Below are 16,723 nucleotides of genomic sequence, written 5' to 3' on the forward strand. Positions count from 1 at the left end.
AATGCTCCCATTTGCAGTATTAATTAAGTTCCCCTCCTCGTTACGGCCGGATAAAAGCCAATCTCTTATTTTCTTCTGCAAACAGAATAGCCGTATTGACTAATGCCAAATGCGAATAAGCTTGTGGAAAATTCCCCAGTTGTTCCTTCGTATTAAAATCAATATCCTCACTGAATAATCCCAAATGATTGGAATATGTCAGAACATCATCAAACAAACAACGGGCTTCTTCCTTTTCTCCGATAACAAAAAGCGCACGTATCAGCCAAAAAGTGCAAATGGTAAAAGCCGAGGAAGGAAGCCCGAAATCATCTTCGCTGTTATACCGGTACATCAATCCCTTATGCAAAAGAGCTTTTTTCACAGCCTTCACTGTCTTATGGTATCGGATATCGTCTGCTGCAATAAAACCGTAAGGTTCCATCAACAGCAAAGAGGAATCCATTGCCATATTATCATAAGTCTGCGAGAAACTTTGAAGTTCTTCCTTCCATCCATATGTCATTACATCCTGCCATACCTTGTCAGCTTCCTTTTGCCAACGTTCACTATAACCGTATTTATTGAGCATGGAAGCTATCTTTGCACCACGGTCCAAAGCCACCCAACACATCACTTTGGATGAAACAAAATGGCGGCTTTCTCCTCTGATTTCCCATATCCCCTTATCTGGTTTCTTCCAATCTTCCATTACCGTGGAAAGAATGCTCTTTACCATTTCCCACATATCCTCTATTTCGTCTAATGTACCGGGCATCAGCCGATAGTACTGGTAAATCAAATCCATCAGATAACCGAACGAGTCATTCTGCTTTTGATGGTAAGCATCATTACCTATCCGTACTGGTTTGGAATTCTTATATCCGGACAAATGCTCCAGAATAATCTCGGTCAGCTGCCTTTCTCCCCGAATGCCGTACATTATCTGATAGGATTCGTGCTTGGATACGAAAGTGGACTGTATGAACTTCATAAAACGTCTTGCTGCTCCTATATGGCCTATCTGGAACAAAGTTTCGATAGACATGGAGGCATCCCTCAACCAACAGAACCGATAATCCCAATTACGTACTTCGCCGACGGATTCGGGCAAACTGGTAGTAAGGGCGGCCAGTACGGCTCCGTTATAGTAAGACATCAGTTTCAAAACCAGCATGCTTCTTTCTATCACATCATTATAGAGAGAATATTTCTTAGTACGGTTGGTCCAATTAAGCCAATAAACCAAAGTACGGCAATATTCAATTTTTTCCCGTTCAATGTCCACCGGAATGACCTTTTCATTGTATGACAAAAGAAAGAACTCATCTTTTTCCAATATAATTTCTTTTTTCTGTTCGATGTTCTGCAAAGGAAGGGAAGAATACAAATATTGTCTATCTTTATTATCAGAAGAACAATAGCTTTCTATAAATTCAGAAGTGACATTATGAATCACTTTACCTTGCGCATAATTGGGAGCAGGGACATAGTTTACTTTGAAACGGGGCTTACCTTTTATCCACCTCACATATCGATACAATTCTGCCGGAAGATAATGGGCATTTTCGCAGGAACGGTAATAAGGCATGTAATCAAGTACGACAAATTCTCCCTCTTTCGAAGAAAAAGAAGTAGACAATATGTTAGTGTGAGGAACGTAAGATTGTGAGATATGATAGTCTTCTGTAACGTCAAATCCAAAACTTCCTCCTCTTTCCCGATCAAGTAGTGATGCAAAGATAGACGGAGAATCAAAATCGGGAAAACACAACCAGTCTATGCTGCCTTTTTCGGATATAAGTGCGGCAGTCCGACAATTGCCTACTACCCCATAATTTAAATTACTCATTTTTACTATTTTGTTTTTAACAAGTCTCTGAAAAAATCGAATACCCCTTTCAAGCTTGTTTTGACATTCTCGCCAATGGGTTGTTTCATGTCTTTCTTGTTCGCCAGAATTTGAAGAAAAGGCAGGACTTCCGTTTGTGATGGCATATTATAGCTTGCTGCCTCCGACACATATCCCACCTTGATTGTCACTGCATTCACCGGCAAAGCTTTGAACATATCTTCATCCGTAGTATCATCTCCCATAGCTATGATAAAGTCATAATGTTTCTTTTCCAACTGGCGTCTCACTTCGGAACCTTTATTATAATCGGGAGACTTAATCTCCACCACTTTATCTCCTTGTATGATTTGCAGCTTTTGCTGTATACAGATGTTAACCAGCACATTGATAAGTTGCTGTGCCCGCAAAGCTCCTAACCATGCATCACTTTCCCGGTAATGCCATGCCAAAGCCGTTTCCTTGACTTCAAGGTGGGAACGAGGCGTCTTTTCGACAAAAAGCTTCAAGATGGACACCAATCCGGAACTCCATTCCGCTTTGTTTATGTTTTTGTGCCAGATGCCATTTTCCTTATAGAAAGCACCATGTTCCGCAGCCATTGCAATCGGTAAATTTCCCAACCATTTTTCTAAAGTAAAATGGTCGCGACCACTATTCACAACAACATGGTTGGCCGGGTCGGAAACCAGCTTCTGCAATGTGGCAATGAGTTCAGGGGTGGGCTTAGCATTTTCCGGTCGTGTCTTGAGCGACGCCAACGTTCCGTCATAATCCAGCAAGATAAGCCGTTGCTTAGCCTGGTTATATTTCATTTTGATGGCACCAATAATACCGGCGGATATCCTTTTCTTACGAAGCTGTTCATTCTTACGGCACGTATCGCTCCATTCACTTACAAAGTCTGCCGCCCACTTATTAACCGTTTGTACGGAAATAATTTTCTGCATGTGTTGCAAGCGTTTCAGTTGTTCCTGTTCGGGCATCTCCAAAGCCCGACAAATGGCCTGCTTTATCTCCTCAGTGTCATTGGGGTTAATCAACAATGCATCCGTCATCTCAATAGCTGCACCTGCCATTTCACTCAAAATCAAAACACCCGGATTATTATTTTTCGAGGCTACATATTCCTTGGCAACCAAATTCATGCCATCACGAAGTGGAGTTACCAAAGCTACATCAGCTATATAGTACATTGCCACCAGTTCTTCAAATGAAAAACCGTGATAGAAATAGCAAACCGGAGTCCAGTCCATCGTAGAATACTGTCCGTTTATAGAACCTATTTCTTCGTCAATCTTGGTTTTTAGCTCAGCATAACTATCTACATGGTCACGTGATGGAACAATGACCATTGCCAATGTAACTTTTCCACAATATTCAGGATGACATTCTAAAAAAGCAGCAAATCCCCATAAACGGTGCAGAATGCCTTTGCTATAATCCAAGCGGTCTACAGAAAGAATCAACTTATGATTCCCGAAAAATTTCCGTGTACGGTCTATCGCCCGCCGTACTTCCGGTCTGGAAGAAGCATTGTGATACAGTCCGTAGTTGATTCCCATAGGAAGAGCGTCGGTCCTAACTACTCTATTCCCGAGTTGTGCTTCGTCCAGTTTAAAGTCAATACGCAATACCCGTTCGACAGCACTGATAAAATGCCGCATATAGTCATGAGTATGGAAAGCTATAAAGTCAGCACCCAATAATCCTTTCAGGATTTCTGCACGCTCCGGTAATATCCGGAAAAGTTCATAGGAAGGAAAAGGGATATGATGGAAATATCCGATATTTAAATCCGGGTAAACCTTCCGAAGCATTCCGGGAAGCAGCATTAACTGATAGTCTTGAATCCACACCTTATCACCTGGACGTATCACGCGGCAAATGGCATCGCAGAACAACTGGTTCACTTCCTGATACGATTGCCAGAAAGAGTTCCGATACAGCGTATAAACAAAAAAGTAGTGACATAATGGCCAAATAGTACTATTACTATAGCCTTCATAATAATTCTTTATCTGTATTTCGGACAAGAATACTGGGTGGAAATTTATTCCTTCCAATCTAGAAGTGATTTCCTCTTTACTTTCTTCGTTGTCAACGCATATTCCAGGCCATCCAATCCAATGTTTTTCGTAGGAAATCTGAAGTGAGTCCAAACCGGTAGCCAGTCCGCCTTCACTTCGTGAAAACACGAACGTTTCATCCTCTTTGGTAACCTTAACGGGTAATCTGTTTGATATAATATAAAGTTTCATGTATGAGTTAACACAAGAAATATGCCAATTCATACAATATTTTATTTATTGCTTAAAATCAGTATTTTAGAAAAAGATAAAGAGAAAAACAAACATTCAAAAATGAAAAAGAATGTTCCATTTCGATATGGTCCTACTATTACCAATTATCACTGAAAATGTCTTTCTTCACCAATGCTTCAATTCTTTGCTTATAGCAATTTATCCCTTCTGCTATATTTTTACTAGCTTCCGAAGTCCCCATTCCATAGACTACAAGAGGAGTTTGCCATATCATTCCAGCATGTACAGCACTTGCTTGATAAGGTCTTAACAACTCATCCACCGTAAAACGATTTCTTCCTCCGCTTCTATAAGCATCATGTTCAGAGCCGGCAGTAGTGACCACCATCAATGTCTTACCAGCCACAGCAGGAGTTTTTGCCAGATAAGTAAATACTTCATCCAACCATCTCTTCAATAAAGAAGGAGCCGACATCCAATAGAACGGAAACTGAAATACAAGCGCAGATGCATGCGATATGATAGTGCTCCATATCTCTGCATTAAAAGCATCTTCCACACGCATCTCATATAAATTGTATATGGCCACCTCTCCCATGTCACTAATAGCATCCATCAATGCCTTGTTAGCTCGCGACTCTTTTATATTGGGATGTGTCAGAAGAACCACTACTTGCTTTGAATCTTTATCCATATTGTTTTTCTTTTAGTTTAAAATCATTGATGTGTGTACAAATATACAAAATATAGATATACGAGTAGGAGGAAATAAAAGTTTTCTTCCTACTTTCATTTTCTGACATATATTTTCGAATGTGACGAAAGAGGCGGAAAGCGGGTGAGGGCAAAGGTATAAAAACAAACTTCTGAAGAATTTATTATGCGGACTAACGAAAAATAATGTATCATCCCCATATAGATTTACTAGTGATTCCGTATGAGGAGCTTATACCCATCAAAGCATGTTCTTGTTAAGACAAATTAAAAAAGGAACAACAGTAGTTGTTCCTTTTTTAAGTACACCCTCAGGGATTCGAACCCTGGACCCACTGATTAAGAGTCAGTTGCTCTACCAACTGAGCTAAGAGTGCATTCCTTATTTCTTGTTTGCGGGTGCAAAAGTAGTCCTTTTATTTTATTCGTGCAAACAAAACGGTGTATTTTTTGCGATGAAATGGGATTTTTTATTCAAACTCGTATAAATCAGAAGGAGTAGTACGCTTCAAAGCACACAACTGTACATCCTTTCCTACGATAATTCCTTTTTCCCTTAATTTCCATTCCACTGTTTTATATGCCAATTCAGGATGATTGTTGTCCTTGCTCAAATGGCAAAGCCAAATATACTGTAAATGTTCCGTCATATTTTCCGAAAGAAATTCAGCAGTAGCAATATTACTCATGTGTCCGGTGCGGCTGGTAATCCGTTCTTTCAGGTATTGGGGGTAGGTACCCATGCGTAACATTTCCTCATCGTAGTTGGCTTCCAATATCAGATAATTGGCCTTTCTGATATATTCTGCGGCCGTAGGAGTAATTTCACCAAGGTCTGTAAGAAAAGCAAACACTTTTCCGTCTATCTCAATACAATAGCCCACATTGTCCGTGCCGTCATGAGGTACCTCGAAAGATTCGATATGAAAATCTTCCAACTGCATGGGTTGCTGCTTTTCCAGGTAACGGACAGACGAATATAACTTTTCTGTCATGCAATAGCTCCGGTTAATACCCTCATGAATCCGGGCAGTTGTATAAATAGGAATATTCTGTTTCTCACCCAATCCGCCTACCGCTTTAATATGATCTGCATGGTCGTGCGTAACAAATACCGCACGTATCATTTCCATGCTGATACCTGCTTCCTTCAGTCCTTTTTTTATCGTCCGTACTGCAATGCCGGCGTCGATGAGTATTCCATATTTTTCTGTGCCTATATAATAACAGTTGCCGCTGCTTCCACTGGCAAGGCTTATAAATTTTACTTTCATCCTAATCTCCTTAATTACAAAAAAGCCGTCGCTTTTAAAAAAAGTGACGGCAAATATACAAAAAGTATGCAATATATAAACCTTATGCCTTCTTCTTTTTGTCGATGAATTCGGTAGTTTTGGCAAAAACGAATAATGCTATTGCCGCAACCAATCCTATAGCAGCGAAATAATACCAGATATAATGTGCATTGACACTGGCTGCTTCCCACGCTTCGCGGGTTTCAAACAAGACTGGATCAGGACAATATTTTGTCAGAAGCACCCCCGCAATACCGAATCCGAAAATAGAAGAGAGGAATGAATGAAGATGACTGAAACCGAGGTACATACCTTCTTCGCCCTTTGGGGCCTGCAAAGAGAAGTATTCCAGATAACGCGGTGAGATAAAACATTCTGCCAAAGCTTGCACAACAATACCAAACACCATCATCAAAGTAATATTGCTCATGCCGGAAATAATATCGTTGCCCAGCAAATTACCGCATGCCATCAGCAATGCCGATACCGGAATAAGAAACATGCCTATATTCATAGAAGTAATAGCTGTGCGCTTTGCCATCCACCGGGTGATAAAACTTACGCAGCAAACCACTACAAACGGGTTTACATTGGCTATCCACCCCGGTTTGGCTGTTTCACCCGCCATACGGATGACATATTTGGGCATAGTTGCATAGAGCTGTTGCTGCACCATCCAAAAGCCGGTTACGATGAGGATAAGAATCAACAAACGCCAATTAGTGATAATACGCAGAAAACCTTGCCCAATTTCACGCATGCTTTTCCCTTCACCTGCTGTATGTGCCGATTTATACAATAAGATGACAGCCAATAATGCCAGCACTGTCATGGCAGCCGAGAAGTAATTGATATAAATATAAGCTTGCTCACCGATAACATTCCGTAGAGGGTCGACCACCGTTTTTCCGGTAAAAGCTCCTATATTCACCATCATATAGAAGATGGAATAGCCGCGAGCACGGGTAGCCTCTGTTGTTTCCTTAGCCACCGATCCCGATATGATAGACTTGATGAACGAACCTCCTACCATGATAACAAACAATACGGGGACAATCATCCAGCGGTCATTACTATCCGGCAATCCTGAAAAACGGGTTGTCTCGCCATACTCCACCAGACCGGCTGTTTCCAGTAGGGTGGGAAGCAATCCCAAGCCCAAATACCCGATGGAAAGCAGTGAGAAAGCAATAATCATCGACTTTCGGAAACCTATCTTATCGGCATATGCGCCCGTAAAGATAGGCAACAAATAGAGCCCTCCCGAAAACAGACCGGAAATCATGCTTGACTCAAAATCATTGAAACCTAAAATATTGGAAAGATAAATGGTAAGAACAATAAATACAGCATAATATGCCATGCGTTCGAACAGTTCTACTGTACTGCTTACCCAAAAAGCTCTGCTGAAGCCTTTGGAAGCGGGTTGGGGTGATGTCATCATCCTTTTGTACGATTAAAATTTATGTATTAAATGAAAAAATAAATGCAAAAATAGGAAATTAATATCGTGTTTGCAAGATATTAATTTTCTGCAAACACAATATTAATAAGTTGCAGACAAGATATTAACTTCCCATTTATCACTATTTATCTTTTCATTTATATAGAATACTCCGTATCTTTGGACGCTTTTATAAAACGACCATTCATGAAAGATAAAATCGAATTTATAGCTTTTGACGCTGATGACACACTGTGGGAAAGCGAACTTTATATTCAGGAGTTCGAGCACAAATTCTGTAACCTTTTAAGGCAATATCTGCCTGCTTCATCCATATCACAAAGGTTTTTTGAAACAGAAATGAAGAATCTGCATATGTATGGCTATGGGCTGAAGAGCATAATGCTCAGTATGACTGAAACCATCTGCAAAGTGACAGACGGAAACGGGAATATGCATCTTATAGATGAAGTAATAGGATGGGGACAAGAGCTTCTGCAGAAACCGGTTACACTACTGGAAGGCGTGAAGGAGACCATATCGTCACTTCATGGGAAATATAAATTGGTGTTGGCCACTAAGGGGGACTTGTTCGACCAGAAAAGAAAAATAGAAGCTTCCGGACTGCGAGAATATTTCCATCATATCGAAATTATGAGTGACAAGAAAATCGATGATTACCAGAGGCTGATTGATACATTGGGCTGTCCGCCTGAAAAACTCCTGATGATAGGTAATTCTGTAAAATCAGACATACTTCCGGTATTGGAACTTGGGGGATACGCTGCCCATGTACCATACCACGTGACTTGGGCATACGAGCAACATGAAGGGGAAATACGACATCCCAATTTTATACGATTGGATAGTATCAAAGGAATATTAGATAAGCTATAAGTTATGGGTGAAACTGCATAACTTATAGCTTACTATTGCTTTTTAGAATTGGAAGAAATTCTTAGCGTTATAATAGCTGATATCTTCAATCATCTGGTTTACGCGTTCCATCTCGGAAATAGGAATTTCACCATTTTCTACATCACGGCCTACAAGATTACACAATGTACGGCGGAAATATTCATGGCGCGGATAGGAGAGGAAGGAACGGGAATCGGTCAGCATACCAACAAATCGGCTCAATAAGCCCAGTACAGAAAGGGCATTCATCTGCTTTTCCATACCATCCTTCTGGTCAAGGAACCACCAACCGGAACCGAATTGAATCTTACCGGCAACCGTACCATCCTGGAAGTTACCCAGCATAGTAGCAATGACTTCGTTGGCGCATGGATTCAAATTATAAAGAATAGTCTTGGTCAGCTTACCATTGGAGTTTAAGCGGTCGAGAAATTTAGCCATAGCTTTTGCTGTAGTAAATTCGCCAATGGAATCAAAACCGGTATCAGGACCTAACAGTTTGAACATCTTACTATTGTTGTTGCGAATAGCACCATAATGGAACTGTTGTGTCCAACCTTTCTCCCAATCCATTTCGCCGAACACAACCAGCATGGCCGACTTGAATTTCAGAATTTCCTCCTTCGTCAATCCAGTACCGCCATATACCTTGTTAAAGATAGCCTTAACTTCCGCTCCTGTATAATCCTCGGCATAGAATTCTTCAATTCCGTGGTCAGACAGTTTACATCCTTGTTCCGCGAAAAAATCGTGACGCTTACGCAAGGCAGCAACCATATCGTCAAAGCAGGAAATAGCCACATCGCTCACTTCGGCCAACTTTTCTACATATGCGCGAAAATCGGCAGGAACTTCCACCGCCATTGCCTTATCCGGACGCCAAGTAGGCAACATCTTGATTTCAAAACCGCTCTCGCGTGTCTTGATATGATATTCCAAGGAATCAATAGGATCATCTGTAGTACAAACCACTTCCACGTGATAACGGCGCATCATGCCACGGGCGGAATATTCAGGCTGTTTCAGCTTCTCATTACATTCATCATAAATTTCACAGGCCGTATGAGGATTGAGAATTTTATCGATTCCAAAAGCGGTCTTCAATTCAAGGTGGGTCCAGTGGTACAACGGATTACGGAAAGTATAAGGTACCGTTTCGGCCCACTTTTCAAACTTTTCCCAATCTGTAGTATCCTTACCGGTACAGAAACGTTCGTCCACACCATTGGTACGCATGGCACGCCACTTGTAGTGGTCACCTCCCAACCAAATCTGAGTCAGTGACTTAAACTGATAGTCTTCCGCCACCATTTGAGGAATCAAGTGACAATGATAGTCGATAATCGGCATTTTAGCCGCATGCTCGTGGTACAACTTCTGTGATGTTTCCGTTTGCAACAGAAAGTTTCCGTCCATAAAGTTTTTCATCTTCTTGTGTTTTAAGTATCTAAAAATATTACTTTCTATTTATTACACCTATATAGTATTGATTGTAAAGCTAATAGGTCGTATAATTGTTTTTAGTTTTATTAACCGTTATCGAACACAAAAGTAGAAATTTTACTTGGAGAAACAAAATAATTCGTATCTTTGCGGCGAATATTTATAATATTTAAGCTTCAGACGTCTCACCTTTACCGCCTTAGGCAGCATACCTCAAGATGGAAAACAAGAACTATACCATTAAAGACATAGCACGCATGGCCGGCGTCTCTGCCGGCACTGTAGACCGCGTACTGCACAACCGCGGAGACGTATCCGTTTCCAGTAGGGAAAAAGTCCAGAAAGTACTCGACGAGATAGATTATCATCCCAATATGTTTGCCATCGGGCTGGCGGCTAAAAAGCGCTATCATATTGTCTGCATTATACCTTATTATATAGAACATGATTATTGGCATGCTGTAGCAGCGGGAATTGACCGTGCCGCACAAGAATTACGGCCGTTCAATGTTGGGGTTAGCTATCTGTACTATCGGCATGCGGACAAATCCTCCTATAAAGAAGCATGTGCTGTGCTCCGGGAGGAAAATGCCGACGCCGTACTTGTTGCCCCGAATTTCCGAGAGGAGACCATAAAACTCACTACTTATTTGGAGGAAGCGGATATTCCCTATGCATTCATAGACTTCAATATTGAACAGACGCATGCCTTGTGTTATATCGGACAAGATTCCAAAACCAGCGGATACATTGCTGCCAAGATTCTGATGCGTAGCTATGAAAAAGGGCAGGAGCTTGTGTTATTCCTGAGCAATCAGAAAAACAATCCGGCAGAAATCCAGATGCAACGCCGCCTCGAGGGGTTCATGCAATACCTTTCCGAGGAACATAAGGATTTGACTATCCATGACATTGTGTTGCACAAGGAAGATACTGACGGCAACAGACGGATATTGGATGCTTTTTTTAAAGAACATCCCCAAGCCGTACTGGGAGCTGTTTTTAATTCCCGTGTTTATCAAGTGGCAAGTTATCTGCACGAAAAGGGGTGGAAGCTGGCAGGACTTGTGGGATATGACCTTTTACACAAAAATACAGAGTTCCTGAAAACCGGTGAAGTAACCTTTCTCATCGGTCAACGTCCAAGCCTGCAAGGCTATTGTGGCGTAAAGACTTTATGCAACCACGTGGTATTTAAAAGACCGGTCACTGCAGTGAAATACATGCCCATCGACATATTGATGAAGGAAAACATAGACTTTTACTTTGAGTTTGAATAATTAAAAAATTACATATCAACCATTTAAATCATTTTTTAAATGAAAGCATTAAACAAAGAAACTGCTCCCAAAGCACAACGCCCGGAACGCATTATCCAGTTTGGCGAAGGTAATTTCCTTCGCGCATTTGTGGATTGGATTATTTATAACATGAATCAAAAGACCGATTTCAACAGCAATGTGGTAGTAGTCCAACCCATCGATAAAGGTATGGTTGACATGCTGAATGCCCAGGATGACCTTTATCATGTAAATCTGCAAGGTCTGGATAAAGGAGAAACCATCAACAGTCTGACTATGATAGATGTAATCAGCCGTGCCTTAAACCCCTATACTCAAAACGATGAGTTCATGAAATTGGCCGAACAACCGGAAATGCGTTTTGTCATTTCCAACACGACGGAAGCAGGTATAGCCTTTGACCCTGCTTGTAAGCTGACAGATACACCGGCGTCTTCTTATCCGGGTAAACTGACACAGCTGTTGTATCACCGCTTCAAGACATTCAACGGCGACAAGAGCAAAGGGCTGATTATCTTCCCCTGCGAACTCATCTTCCTGAATGGCCACAAGTTGAAGGAGACAATCTATCAATACATTGAATTATGGCAGTTGGGTGATGAGTTCAGAACTTGGTTTGAGGAAGCCTGCGGTGTATATGCAACACTAGTAGACCGTATCGTTCCAGGATTCCCCCGCAAAGACATTGCCGCTATAAAAGAAAAGATACAGTACGATGACAATTTGGTAGTGCAGGCTGAAATTTTCCATTTATGGGTCATCGAGGCTCCGCAAGAAGTCGCCGAAGAATTCCCTGCCGACAAAGCCGGACTGAATGTATTGTTTGTTCCTTCCGAAAAACCTTACCACGAAAGAAAAGTAACCTTGCTGAATGGACCTCATACCGTACTGTCTCCGGTAGCCTATCTGTCGGGGGTAAATATTGTACGCGATGCCTGCCAGCATCCTATAATCGGACAATACATCCATAAAGTGATGTTTGACGAGCTGATGGAAACGTTGAACCTGCCGAAAAACGAATTGAAAAAGTTTGCAGAAGATGTATTGGAGCGCTTCAACAATCCATTTGTTGACCATGCCATAACCAGCATCATGCTGAACTCTTTCCCTAAATACCAAACCCGTGACCTTCCCGGCCTAAAAACCTACTTGAAACGTAAAGGAGAACTGCCGAAAGGTCTGGCATTGGGACTGGCTGCCATCATCACGTACTACAAAGGAGGTACCCGCGCAGACGGCACAGAAATCATCCCGAATGATGCTCCCGAAATCATGCAGTTATTGAAAGACCTTTGGGCAACGGGGGATACTCACAAAGTGGCAGAAGGCGTATTGGCAGCCAAAGACCTTATTTGGGGGGAACACGGAGACTTGAATACCGTTCCAGGATTGACAGACATGATTACCTGCTTCTTAAAATCCATCCAAGAAAAAGGTATGTCAGAAACAGTAAAAGGCATTCTTTAATTCCTATGACTTTAAACAAGCAGACCGTACAAAAACTTTTTTTGTACGGTCTGCTTTATTTATACCACATTTAATGGGAAATACACAGTTTTCTTTTTTGTCTAAAGGCTCTCTTGTTCTGCCGCTCGCAATATAAAAGTAGTGGCACCAATAGTTACAATGGCTCCATCCTCAATGCGAATGCGGTCTTTGTCACCCAAAATTTCATTATTAAGGAAAGTTCCCGTCAGGCTGGGAGCATCGCGTAAGGTATAAATCAACACTCCCTGCTTATTACGCTTTACATTAATGATACAGTGACGCCGGTCCATACTCATATCCGAAGTCTCAATCGGCACATCGATAACATTCCCCACGCAACGCCGGCCTATGATATTGTCACCTTCTTGCAATGGAAGTACCTGCTTAAAACCAAACACGTTCTCAATGACCGTGATGCTGCCAAAAGCCTCTTTAAACTCCGCTTCATCCGGACGTTCTTCCTTTTGAGGGGCTTTCATCTTTGATTTACCTAAACGGATACTGAACTGCTTCTTACACTGGTCACATACAAAGACCAGTGATTGGCCTTCGGTATACTTGGTTTCATCGAATGTTAAGTAATTCTCACATTTGGGACAACGGATACGCTTCATGATAGTTAAAAATTAAAGAATTAAAAAATAAAGCAAGGGTAGATTACTTTCTACTTCTTTAATACCCAAGCGTTCTTATACGTTTCATTCTGGCGAACTCTGTTCAATGCCTGATATGCTTCTGTTTCTGTGCCACAAGACTCAATGCTGACACGCATTTTACCATCTCCAACAATTGCTTTTGCATGAGGGTAACCTTTTTCAATCAGTTGCTTTGCCATTGCTTCGGCATCCTTCTCAGTACCTACACTGGCAATGATGACGTGGTATTTCTGTGCAGAGACAAGTGACGGGGCGACAGTCCCTGCTGTGGTCTTTTGAATTTCACTCTTTGTTGTTACAGATGTTGAAGAGGACACTTCTGCCGCCTGCTGCTTAGGCTGAGAAACAACCGGAGCATTCTGCGCGTTAGCTTGGCCCACCTTAACCTCTCTTACGGCAACCGGAACCACCTTTTTCTTTGCCTTCTGCCCCGTGTTTTTTTGAGCCGACGCTTTCGGAGTGTCGGCCTTCCGGCTAACAACAATCGGATTAATGGCAAGGGATTCCTTTTCTATCATCTCAAAAAGTTCATTCGGAAGTAATTGCGCATAATTTCCTTCAACCACTTCCGTATTCTCTATCGGTGTAGACAAAAAGAAAAACAAGGCAACCACTGCAATCATGGCAACCGCATTCGACAAATAGGAACGGTTGAATTTAATCTCAAACCTTCGCTTTTTGTCTTCCGGCACAACTGGAACAGAATAACGGATGGTCTTTTCCATGTACGGTTTCTTCAGTTCCGCCAGTTCCTGCATTTCAAAACTATCCAACCCATATAAGTAAGGAGTGGTTATCTTGTGGTCATAGGGAACAAAGTCATAAATACCATGAATGGAGTAACGCAATTCGCCAATGTTGGGCAAATCCACCTTACCTTCTTCATGGAGAGCAGTGAATATATGCGCCACTTCTTTTTCTACAATCCGCGTAGCATCAGAAAAATCAGTATCATAGACAGCCATATAAGATTGTACAAGTAAGCCGTCATTCATCTTCAGTTGAGGATTGAAACCGATAATACGGGTAGGGGGCAGAAAAACATTCTCTTCTGCTACTCTCATTGCCGGAGTATAATGGGCTACAAATCCTCCCAAACCGGGAACAATGACACAATCGTTCTCCAATAACAATACTTCTATGTGCTGTGCTAATTCAATCATGCTACAAAAGTAGCGGAAATATCGGATATACGCTAGTTTCAGAGCTTTTTTCTTATCAACAAATTATGAACATTGCACATTGAAAATGTATTTGAAAAAGGTTTTTCGGCAAGAGAAGGGATTTTTACCGGAAAAATTTCTACTTTTGTACCGTTTAGCTATGCTTGTCAAGAATAGAAGGACAATTGCCCTCGCAAGAGTATACAAACCTAAACACTTAACAAAAGACTATTATGCGTATTATCTTCTGTTTGATGGTTTTCTTGTTCATAGGAAAAAACACGATGCTGGCACAACAACTGTCCTCATTCGTAGAATATGGAACAACCCTGCATACCGGTGACAACACCCCTCTTTGGCAGGTCAGCAACCAGCAAGGACTCACTTCGCTCGACAACAATACTTACATACGTGGAGGAATATCCTACAAACACCAACTTGGAAAATGGAAGTTTGAAGAAGCACTGGATTTGGTTGCAGCAGCCGGATTCAGCACGACCTCCTTCATTGTACAGCAGGCTTACGTAGACATCCGTTACAAGTGGTTTGGATTCTTTGCCGGAAGCCGGGAACAGAATTCTCCATTGCTGAATCAAGAGCTGAGCAGTGGCGGCATGACCTGGTCGGGTAATGCGCGTCCCATCCCACAAGTACAGATAGGCATACCCGAGTATGTACAGTTGCTACCCCGTTTAGGCCTGAAAGGAGAAATCTCGTACGGATGGTTTACAGATAACAAATACCAGCGGGAGCAAGTCGGAGAAAAATACTGGTACACCAAGAGTATCAAATACCATCATAAAGAAGGGTTCCTGCGTATCGGTATACCCAAAGGAAAATGGCAACTGGAACTCGGAATGACCCTCGACACCCAATTCGGAGGATACAAGATTGGAGGTTCCGAATCGGGAGACTTGGGCAACGGATGGAAGGATTACGTACGCGTATTCTTCCCCGGCCACGGGCGTGAGGACGGACCGGTAGGTGAACATCTGGCTTTCCAAGGCAATTTTCTGGGTAGCGAATATATCAAAATGACTTATCGTCCTAAGGAAGATTTCTCCATCAGCGCCTATCTGGACAATCATTTTGATGACTTCTCCGCCATGGCCAAACTCAACGGTTGGGATGGCTTATGGGGTGTGGAATATAAATCCAACCATAGACAAGCCATCAACGGAATCGTTATCGAATATCTCCAGACTACCAATATGAGCGGTCCACTGCACGGTTTGCAAAATTCTGTAGTAGGTAAGACCGGAGGAGCCGACAACTACTACAACAACGGTTACTACCCAGGATGGGCACATTGGGGTATGGCGATAGCCAATCCGTTGATAGCATCGCCTATCTATAATAAGGATGGCGATATGAGTTTCAAGTACAATCGCGTTAAGGCCCTGCATCTGGGATGGAGCGGCGACATCAGCAGTGAGTGGAGATATGTGGCAAAATTGTCCCACAACAGAACTTGGGGAACTCCTCATCGTCCAATACCCGATATATTAGAAAATTTTTCTACTTTTGCATCGTTTTACTATATTCCCCGTAAATGGAAGGGCTGGTGCTTCAACGCGTCCCTTGCATTGGATATGGGAGAGATATATGGAGACAATTTTGGATTCCAACTGAAAGTACATAAAACATTTTAAGAAAATGAACTACATACAAACAGAGATTGACGGCGTATGGCTGATTGAGCCGAAAGTATTCCATGATGCCCGCGGATACTTTATGGAAGCATTTAAGGAAGAAGAGTTCCGTGCACATGTCGGAAACGTTCACTTCATCCAGGACAATGAGTCCAAATCCTCTTTCGGTGTATTACGTGGTCTTCATTACCAGAAGGGTGATTGCAGCCAGGCCAAACTGGTACGTGTCATTAAGGGAAAAGTGCTGGACGTGGCTGTCGACTTAAGAAAATCTTCTCCCACTTTCGGAAAGTATGTCAGTGTGGAGCTAAGTGAGGGGAACAAAAGACAATTCTTCATTCCGCGTGGTTTTGCCCACGGTTTTCTGGTGCTGAGCGATGAAGCTGTCTTTACATACAAGGTAGACAACGTATACGCACCACAATCCGAGGCATCCATCCGTTTTGACGACGAAACCATCGGTATTGAATGGCCCGTTGCTACGGAACAGCTTCTATTATCAGATAAAGACGGACATGCCGTATCGTTCAAGGATGCGGTCTATTATGAATAAA

13 protein-coding genes and 1 tRNA gene are annotated in these 16,723 nt (G+C 42.1%); 5 read left to right on the forward strand and 9 right to left on the reverse strand.

Translation table 11 applies throughout. The annotated features are described in order from the left end of the window. Positions 1 to 40: 40 nt before the first annotated feature. The 6 genes from DWZ67_RS04890 to DWZ67_RS04915 all read right to left on the reverse strand — a co-directional run bounded on the left by DWZ67_RS04890 (position 41) and on the right by DWZ67_RS04915 (position 7,548). Positions 41 to 1,831, reverse strand: a complete 1,791-nt coding sequence (locus tag DWZ67_RS04890) for a glycoside hydrolase family 15 protein (protein WP_005825506.1) — start codon at positions 1,829 to 1,831, stop codon at positions 41 to 43. A 5-nt stretch (positions 1,832 to 1,836) separates the two neighbouring features. Next, the gene (locus DWZ67_RS04895) at positions 1,837 to 4,092 is read right to left on the reverse strand and encodes a bifunctional alpha,alpha-trehalose-phosphate synthase (UDP-forming)/trehalose-phosphatase (protein ID WP_035458035.1); all 2,256 of its coding nucleotides are present in this window, start codon (positions 4,090 to 4,092) and stop codon (positions 1,837 to 1,839) included. Positions 4,093 to 4,231: 139 nt separating this feature from the next. Beyond that, a complete protein-coding gene (locus DWZ67_RS04900; RefSeq protein ID WP_120138255.1) occupies positions 4,232 to 4,789 on the reverse strand; it encodes an NAD(P)H-dependent oxidoreductase in 558 nt (185 codons plus the stop codon). A 324-nt stretch (positions 4,790 to 5,113) separates the two neighbouring features. Further along, positions 5,114 to 5,186, reverse strand: a tRNA-Lys gene (locus DWZ67_RS04905). A 93-nt stretch (positions 5,187 to 5,279) separates the two neighbouring features. Next, positions 5,280 to 6,083 (reverse strand): MBL fold metallo-hydrolase, encoded by an 804-nt coding sequence (locus DWZ67_RS04910; RefSeq protein ID WP_025835841.1) that lies wholly within the window; start codon positions 6,081 to 6,083, stop codon positions 5,280 to 5,282. Between the two features lie 82 nt (positions 6,084 to 6,165). Further along, positions 6,166 to 7,548 (reverse strand): MFS transporter, encoded by a 1,383-nt coding sequence (locus DWZ67_RS04915; protein WP_120138257.1) that lies wholly within the window; start codon positions 7,546 to 7,548, stop codon positions 6,166 to 6,168. A gap of 207 nt (positions 7,549 to 7,755) precedes the next feature. Between DWZ67_RS04915 and DWZ67_RS04920 the strand changes: the two genes are divergently transcribed. After that, the gene (locus tag DWZ67_RS04920; protein ID WP_044468857.1) at positions 7,756 to 8,445 is read left to right on the forward strand and encodes an HAD family hydrolase; all 690 of its coding nucleotides are present in this window, start codon (positions 7,756 to 7,758) and stop codon (positions 8,443 to 8,445) included. Between the two features lie 42 nt (positions 8,446 to 8,487). Here the strand turns inward: DWZ67_RS04920 and uxaC are convergent, their stop codons facing one another. Then, positions 8,488 to 9,894 (reverse strand): glucuronate isomerase, encoded by a 1,407-nt coding sequence (gene uxaC / locus DWZ67_RS04925; protein ID WP_120138259.1) that lies wholly within the window; start codon positions 9,892 to 9,894, stop codon positions 8,488 to 8,490. Positions 9,895 to 10,127: 233 nt separating this feature from the next. Here uxaC and DWZ67_RS04930 point away from each other — a divergent pair, with 233 nt between their 5' ends. Continuing rightward, complete coding sequence (locus tag DWZ67_RS04930; protein ID WP_044467637.1) at positions 10,128 to 11,189, forward strand: substrate-binding domain-containing protein; 1,062 nt, start codon at positions 10,128 to 10,130, stop codon at positions 11,187 to 11,189. A 39-nt stretch (positions 11,190 to 11,228) separates the two neighbouring features. Then, on the forward strand, positions 11,229 to 12,677 hold the full coding sequence (locus DWZ67_RS04935) for a tagaturonate reductase (protein ID WP_016273756.1): 1,449 nt from the start codon (positions 11,229 to 11,231) through the stop codon (positions 12,675 to 12,677). A gap of 101 nt (positions 12,678 to 12,778) precedes the next feature. Here DWZ67_RS04935 and DWZ67_RS04940 read toward each other — a convergent pair whose 3' ends face one another. Next, a complete protein-coding gene (locus DWZ67_RS04940; RefSeq protein ID WP_005825486.1) occupies positions 12,779 to 13,312 on the reverse strand; it encodes an FHA domain-containing protein in 534 nt (177 codons plus the stop codon). Between the two features lie 50 nt (positions 13,313 to 13,362). Next, positions 13,363 to 14,517 carry an SPOR domain-containing protein gene (locus DWZ67_RS04945; protein ID WP_005825483.1) on the reverse strand — a complete coding sequence of 385 codons (1,155 nt, stop codon included), beginning with the start codon at positions 14,515 to 14,517 and terminating at the stop codon, positions 13,363 to 13,365. 233 nt (positions 14,518 to 14,750) lie between these two features. On the opposite strand from DWZ67_RS04945, the gene DWZ67_RS04950 reads away from it, so the two are divergent. Both DWZ67_RS04950 and rfbC read left to right on the forward strand, forming a co-directional pair. After that, positions 14,751 to 16,169 (forward strand): capsule assembly Wzi family protein, encoded by a 1,419-nt coding sequence (locus tag DWZ67_RS04950; protein WP_057258612.1) that lies wholly within the window; start codon positions 14,751 to 14,753, stop codon positions 16,167 to 16,169. A gap of 4 nt (positions 16,170 to 16,173) precedes the next feature. After that, entirely contained in the window at positions 16,174 to 16,722 is a 549-nt protein-coding gene (rfbC, locus tag DWZ67_RS04955) for a dTDP-4-dehydrorhamnose 3,5-epimerase (protein ID WP_016273757.1), read from the forward strand. Position 16,723 lies beyond the last annotated feature (1 nt).

Source organism: Bacteroides sp. AF34-31BH, assembly GCF_003602795.1.
Taxonomy (GTDB): Bacteria; Bacteroidota; Bacteroidia; order Bacteroidales; family Bacteroidaceae; genus Bacteroides; species Bacteroides uniformis.

Coding starts and splice junctions, on each gene's coding strand:
- DWZ67_RS04890 (WP_005825506.1), bottom strand. CDS start 1,831: ATGAGTAATTTAAATTATGGGGTAGTAGGCAATTGTCGGACTGCCGCA.
- DWZ67_RS04895 (WP_035458035.1), bottom strand. CDS start 4,092: ATGAAACTTTATATTATATCAAACAGATTACCCGTTAAGGTTACCAAA.
- DWZ67_RS04900 (WP_120138255.1), bottom strand. CDS start 4,789: ATGGATAAAGATTCAAAGCAAGTAGTGGTTCTTCTGACACATCCCAAT.
- DWZ67_RS04910 (WP_025835841.1), bottom strand. CDS start 6,083: ATGAAAGTAAAATTTATAAGCCTTGCCAGTGGAAGCAGCGGCAACTGT.
- DWZ67_RS04915 (WP_120138257.1), bottom strand. CDS start 7,548: ATGATGACATCACCCCAACCCGCTTCCAAAGGCTTCAGCAGAGCTTTT.
- DWZ67_RS04920 (WP_044468857.1), top strand. CDS start 7,756: ATGAAAGATAAAATCGAATTTATAGCTTTTGACGCTGATGACACACTG.
- uxaC (WP_120138259.1), bottom strand. CDS start 9,894: ATGAAAAACTTTATGGACGGAAACTTTCTGTTGCAAACGGAAACATCA.
- DWZ67_RS04930 (WP_044467637.1), top strand. CDS start 10,128: ATGGAAAACAAGAACTATACCATTAAAGACATAGCACGCATGGCCGGC.
- DWZ67_RS04935 (WP_016273756.1), top strand. CDS start 11,229: ATGAAAGCATTAAACAAAGAAACTGCTCCCAAAGCACAACGCCCGGAA.
- DWZ67_RS04940 (WP_005825486.1), bottom strand. CDS start 13,312: ATGAAGCGTATCCGTTGTCCCAAATGTGAGAATTACTTAACATTCGAT.
- DWZ67_RS04945 (WP_005825483.1), bottom strand. CDS start 14,517: ATGATTGAATTAGCACAGCACATAGAAGTATTGTTATTGGAGAACGAT.
- DWZ67_RS04950 (WP_057258612.1), top strand. CDS start 14,751: ATGCGTATTATCTTCTGTTTGATGGTTTTCTTGTTCATAGGAAAAAAC.
- rfbC (WP_016273757.1), top strand. CDS start 16,174: ATGAACTACATACAAACAGAGATTGACGGCGTATGGCTGATTGAGCCG.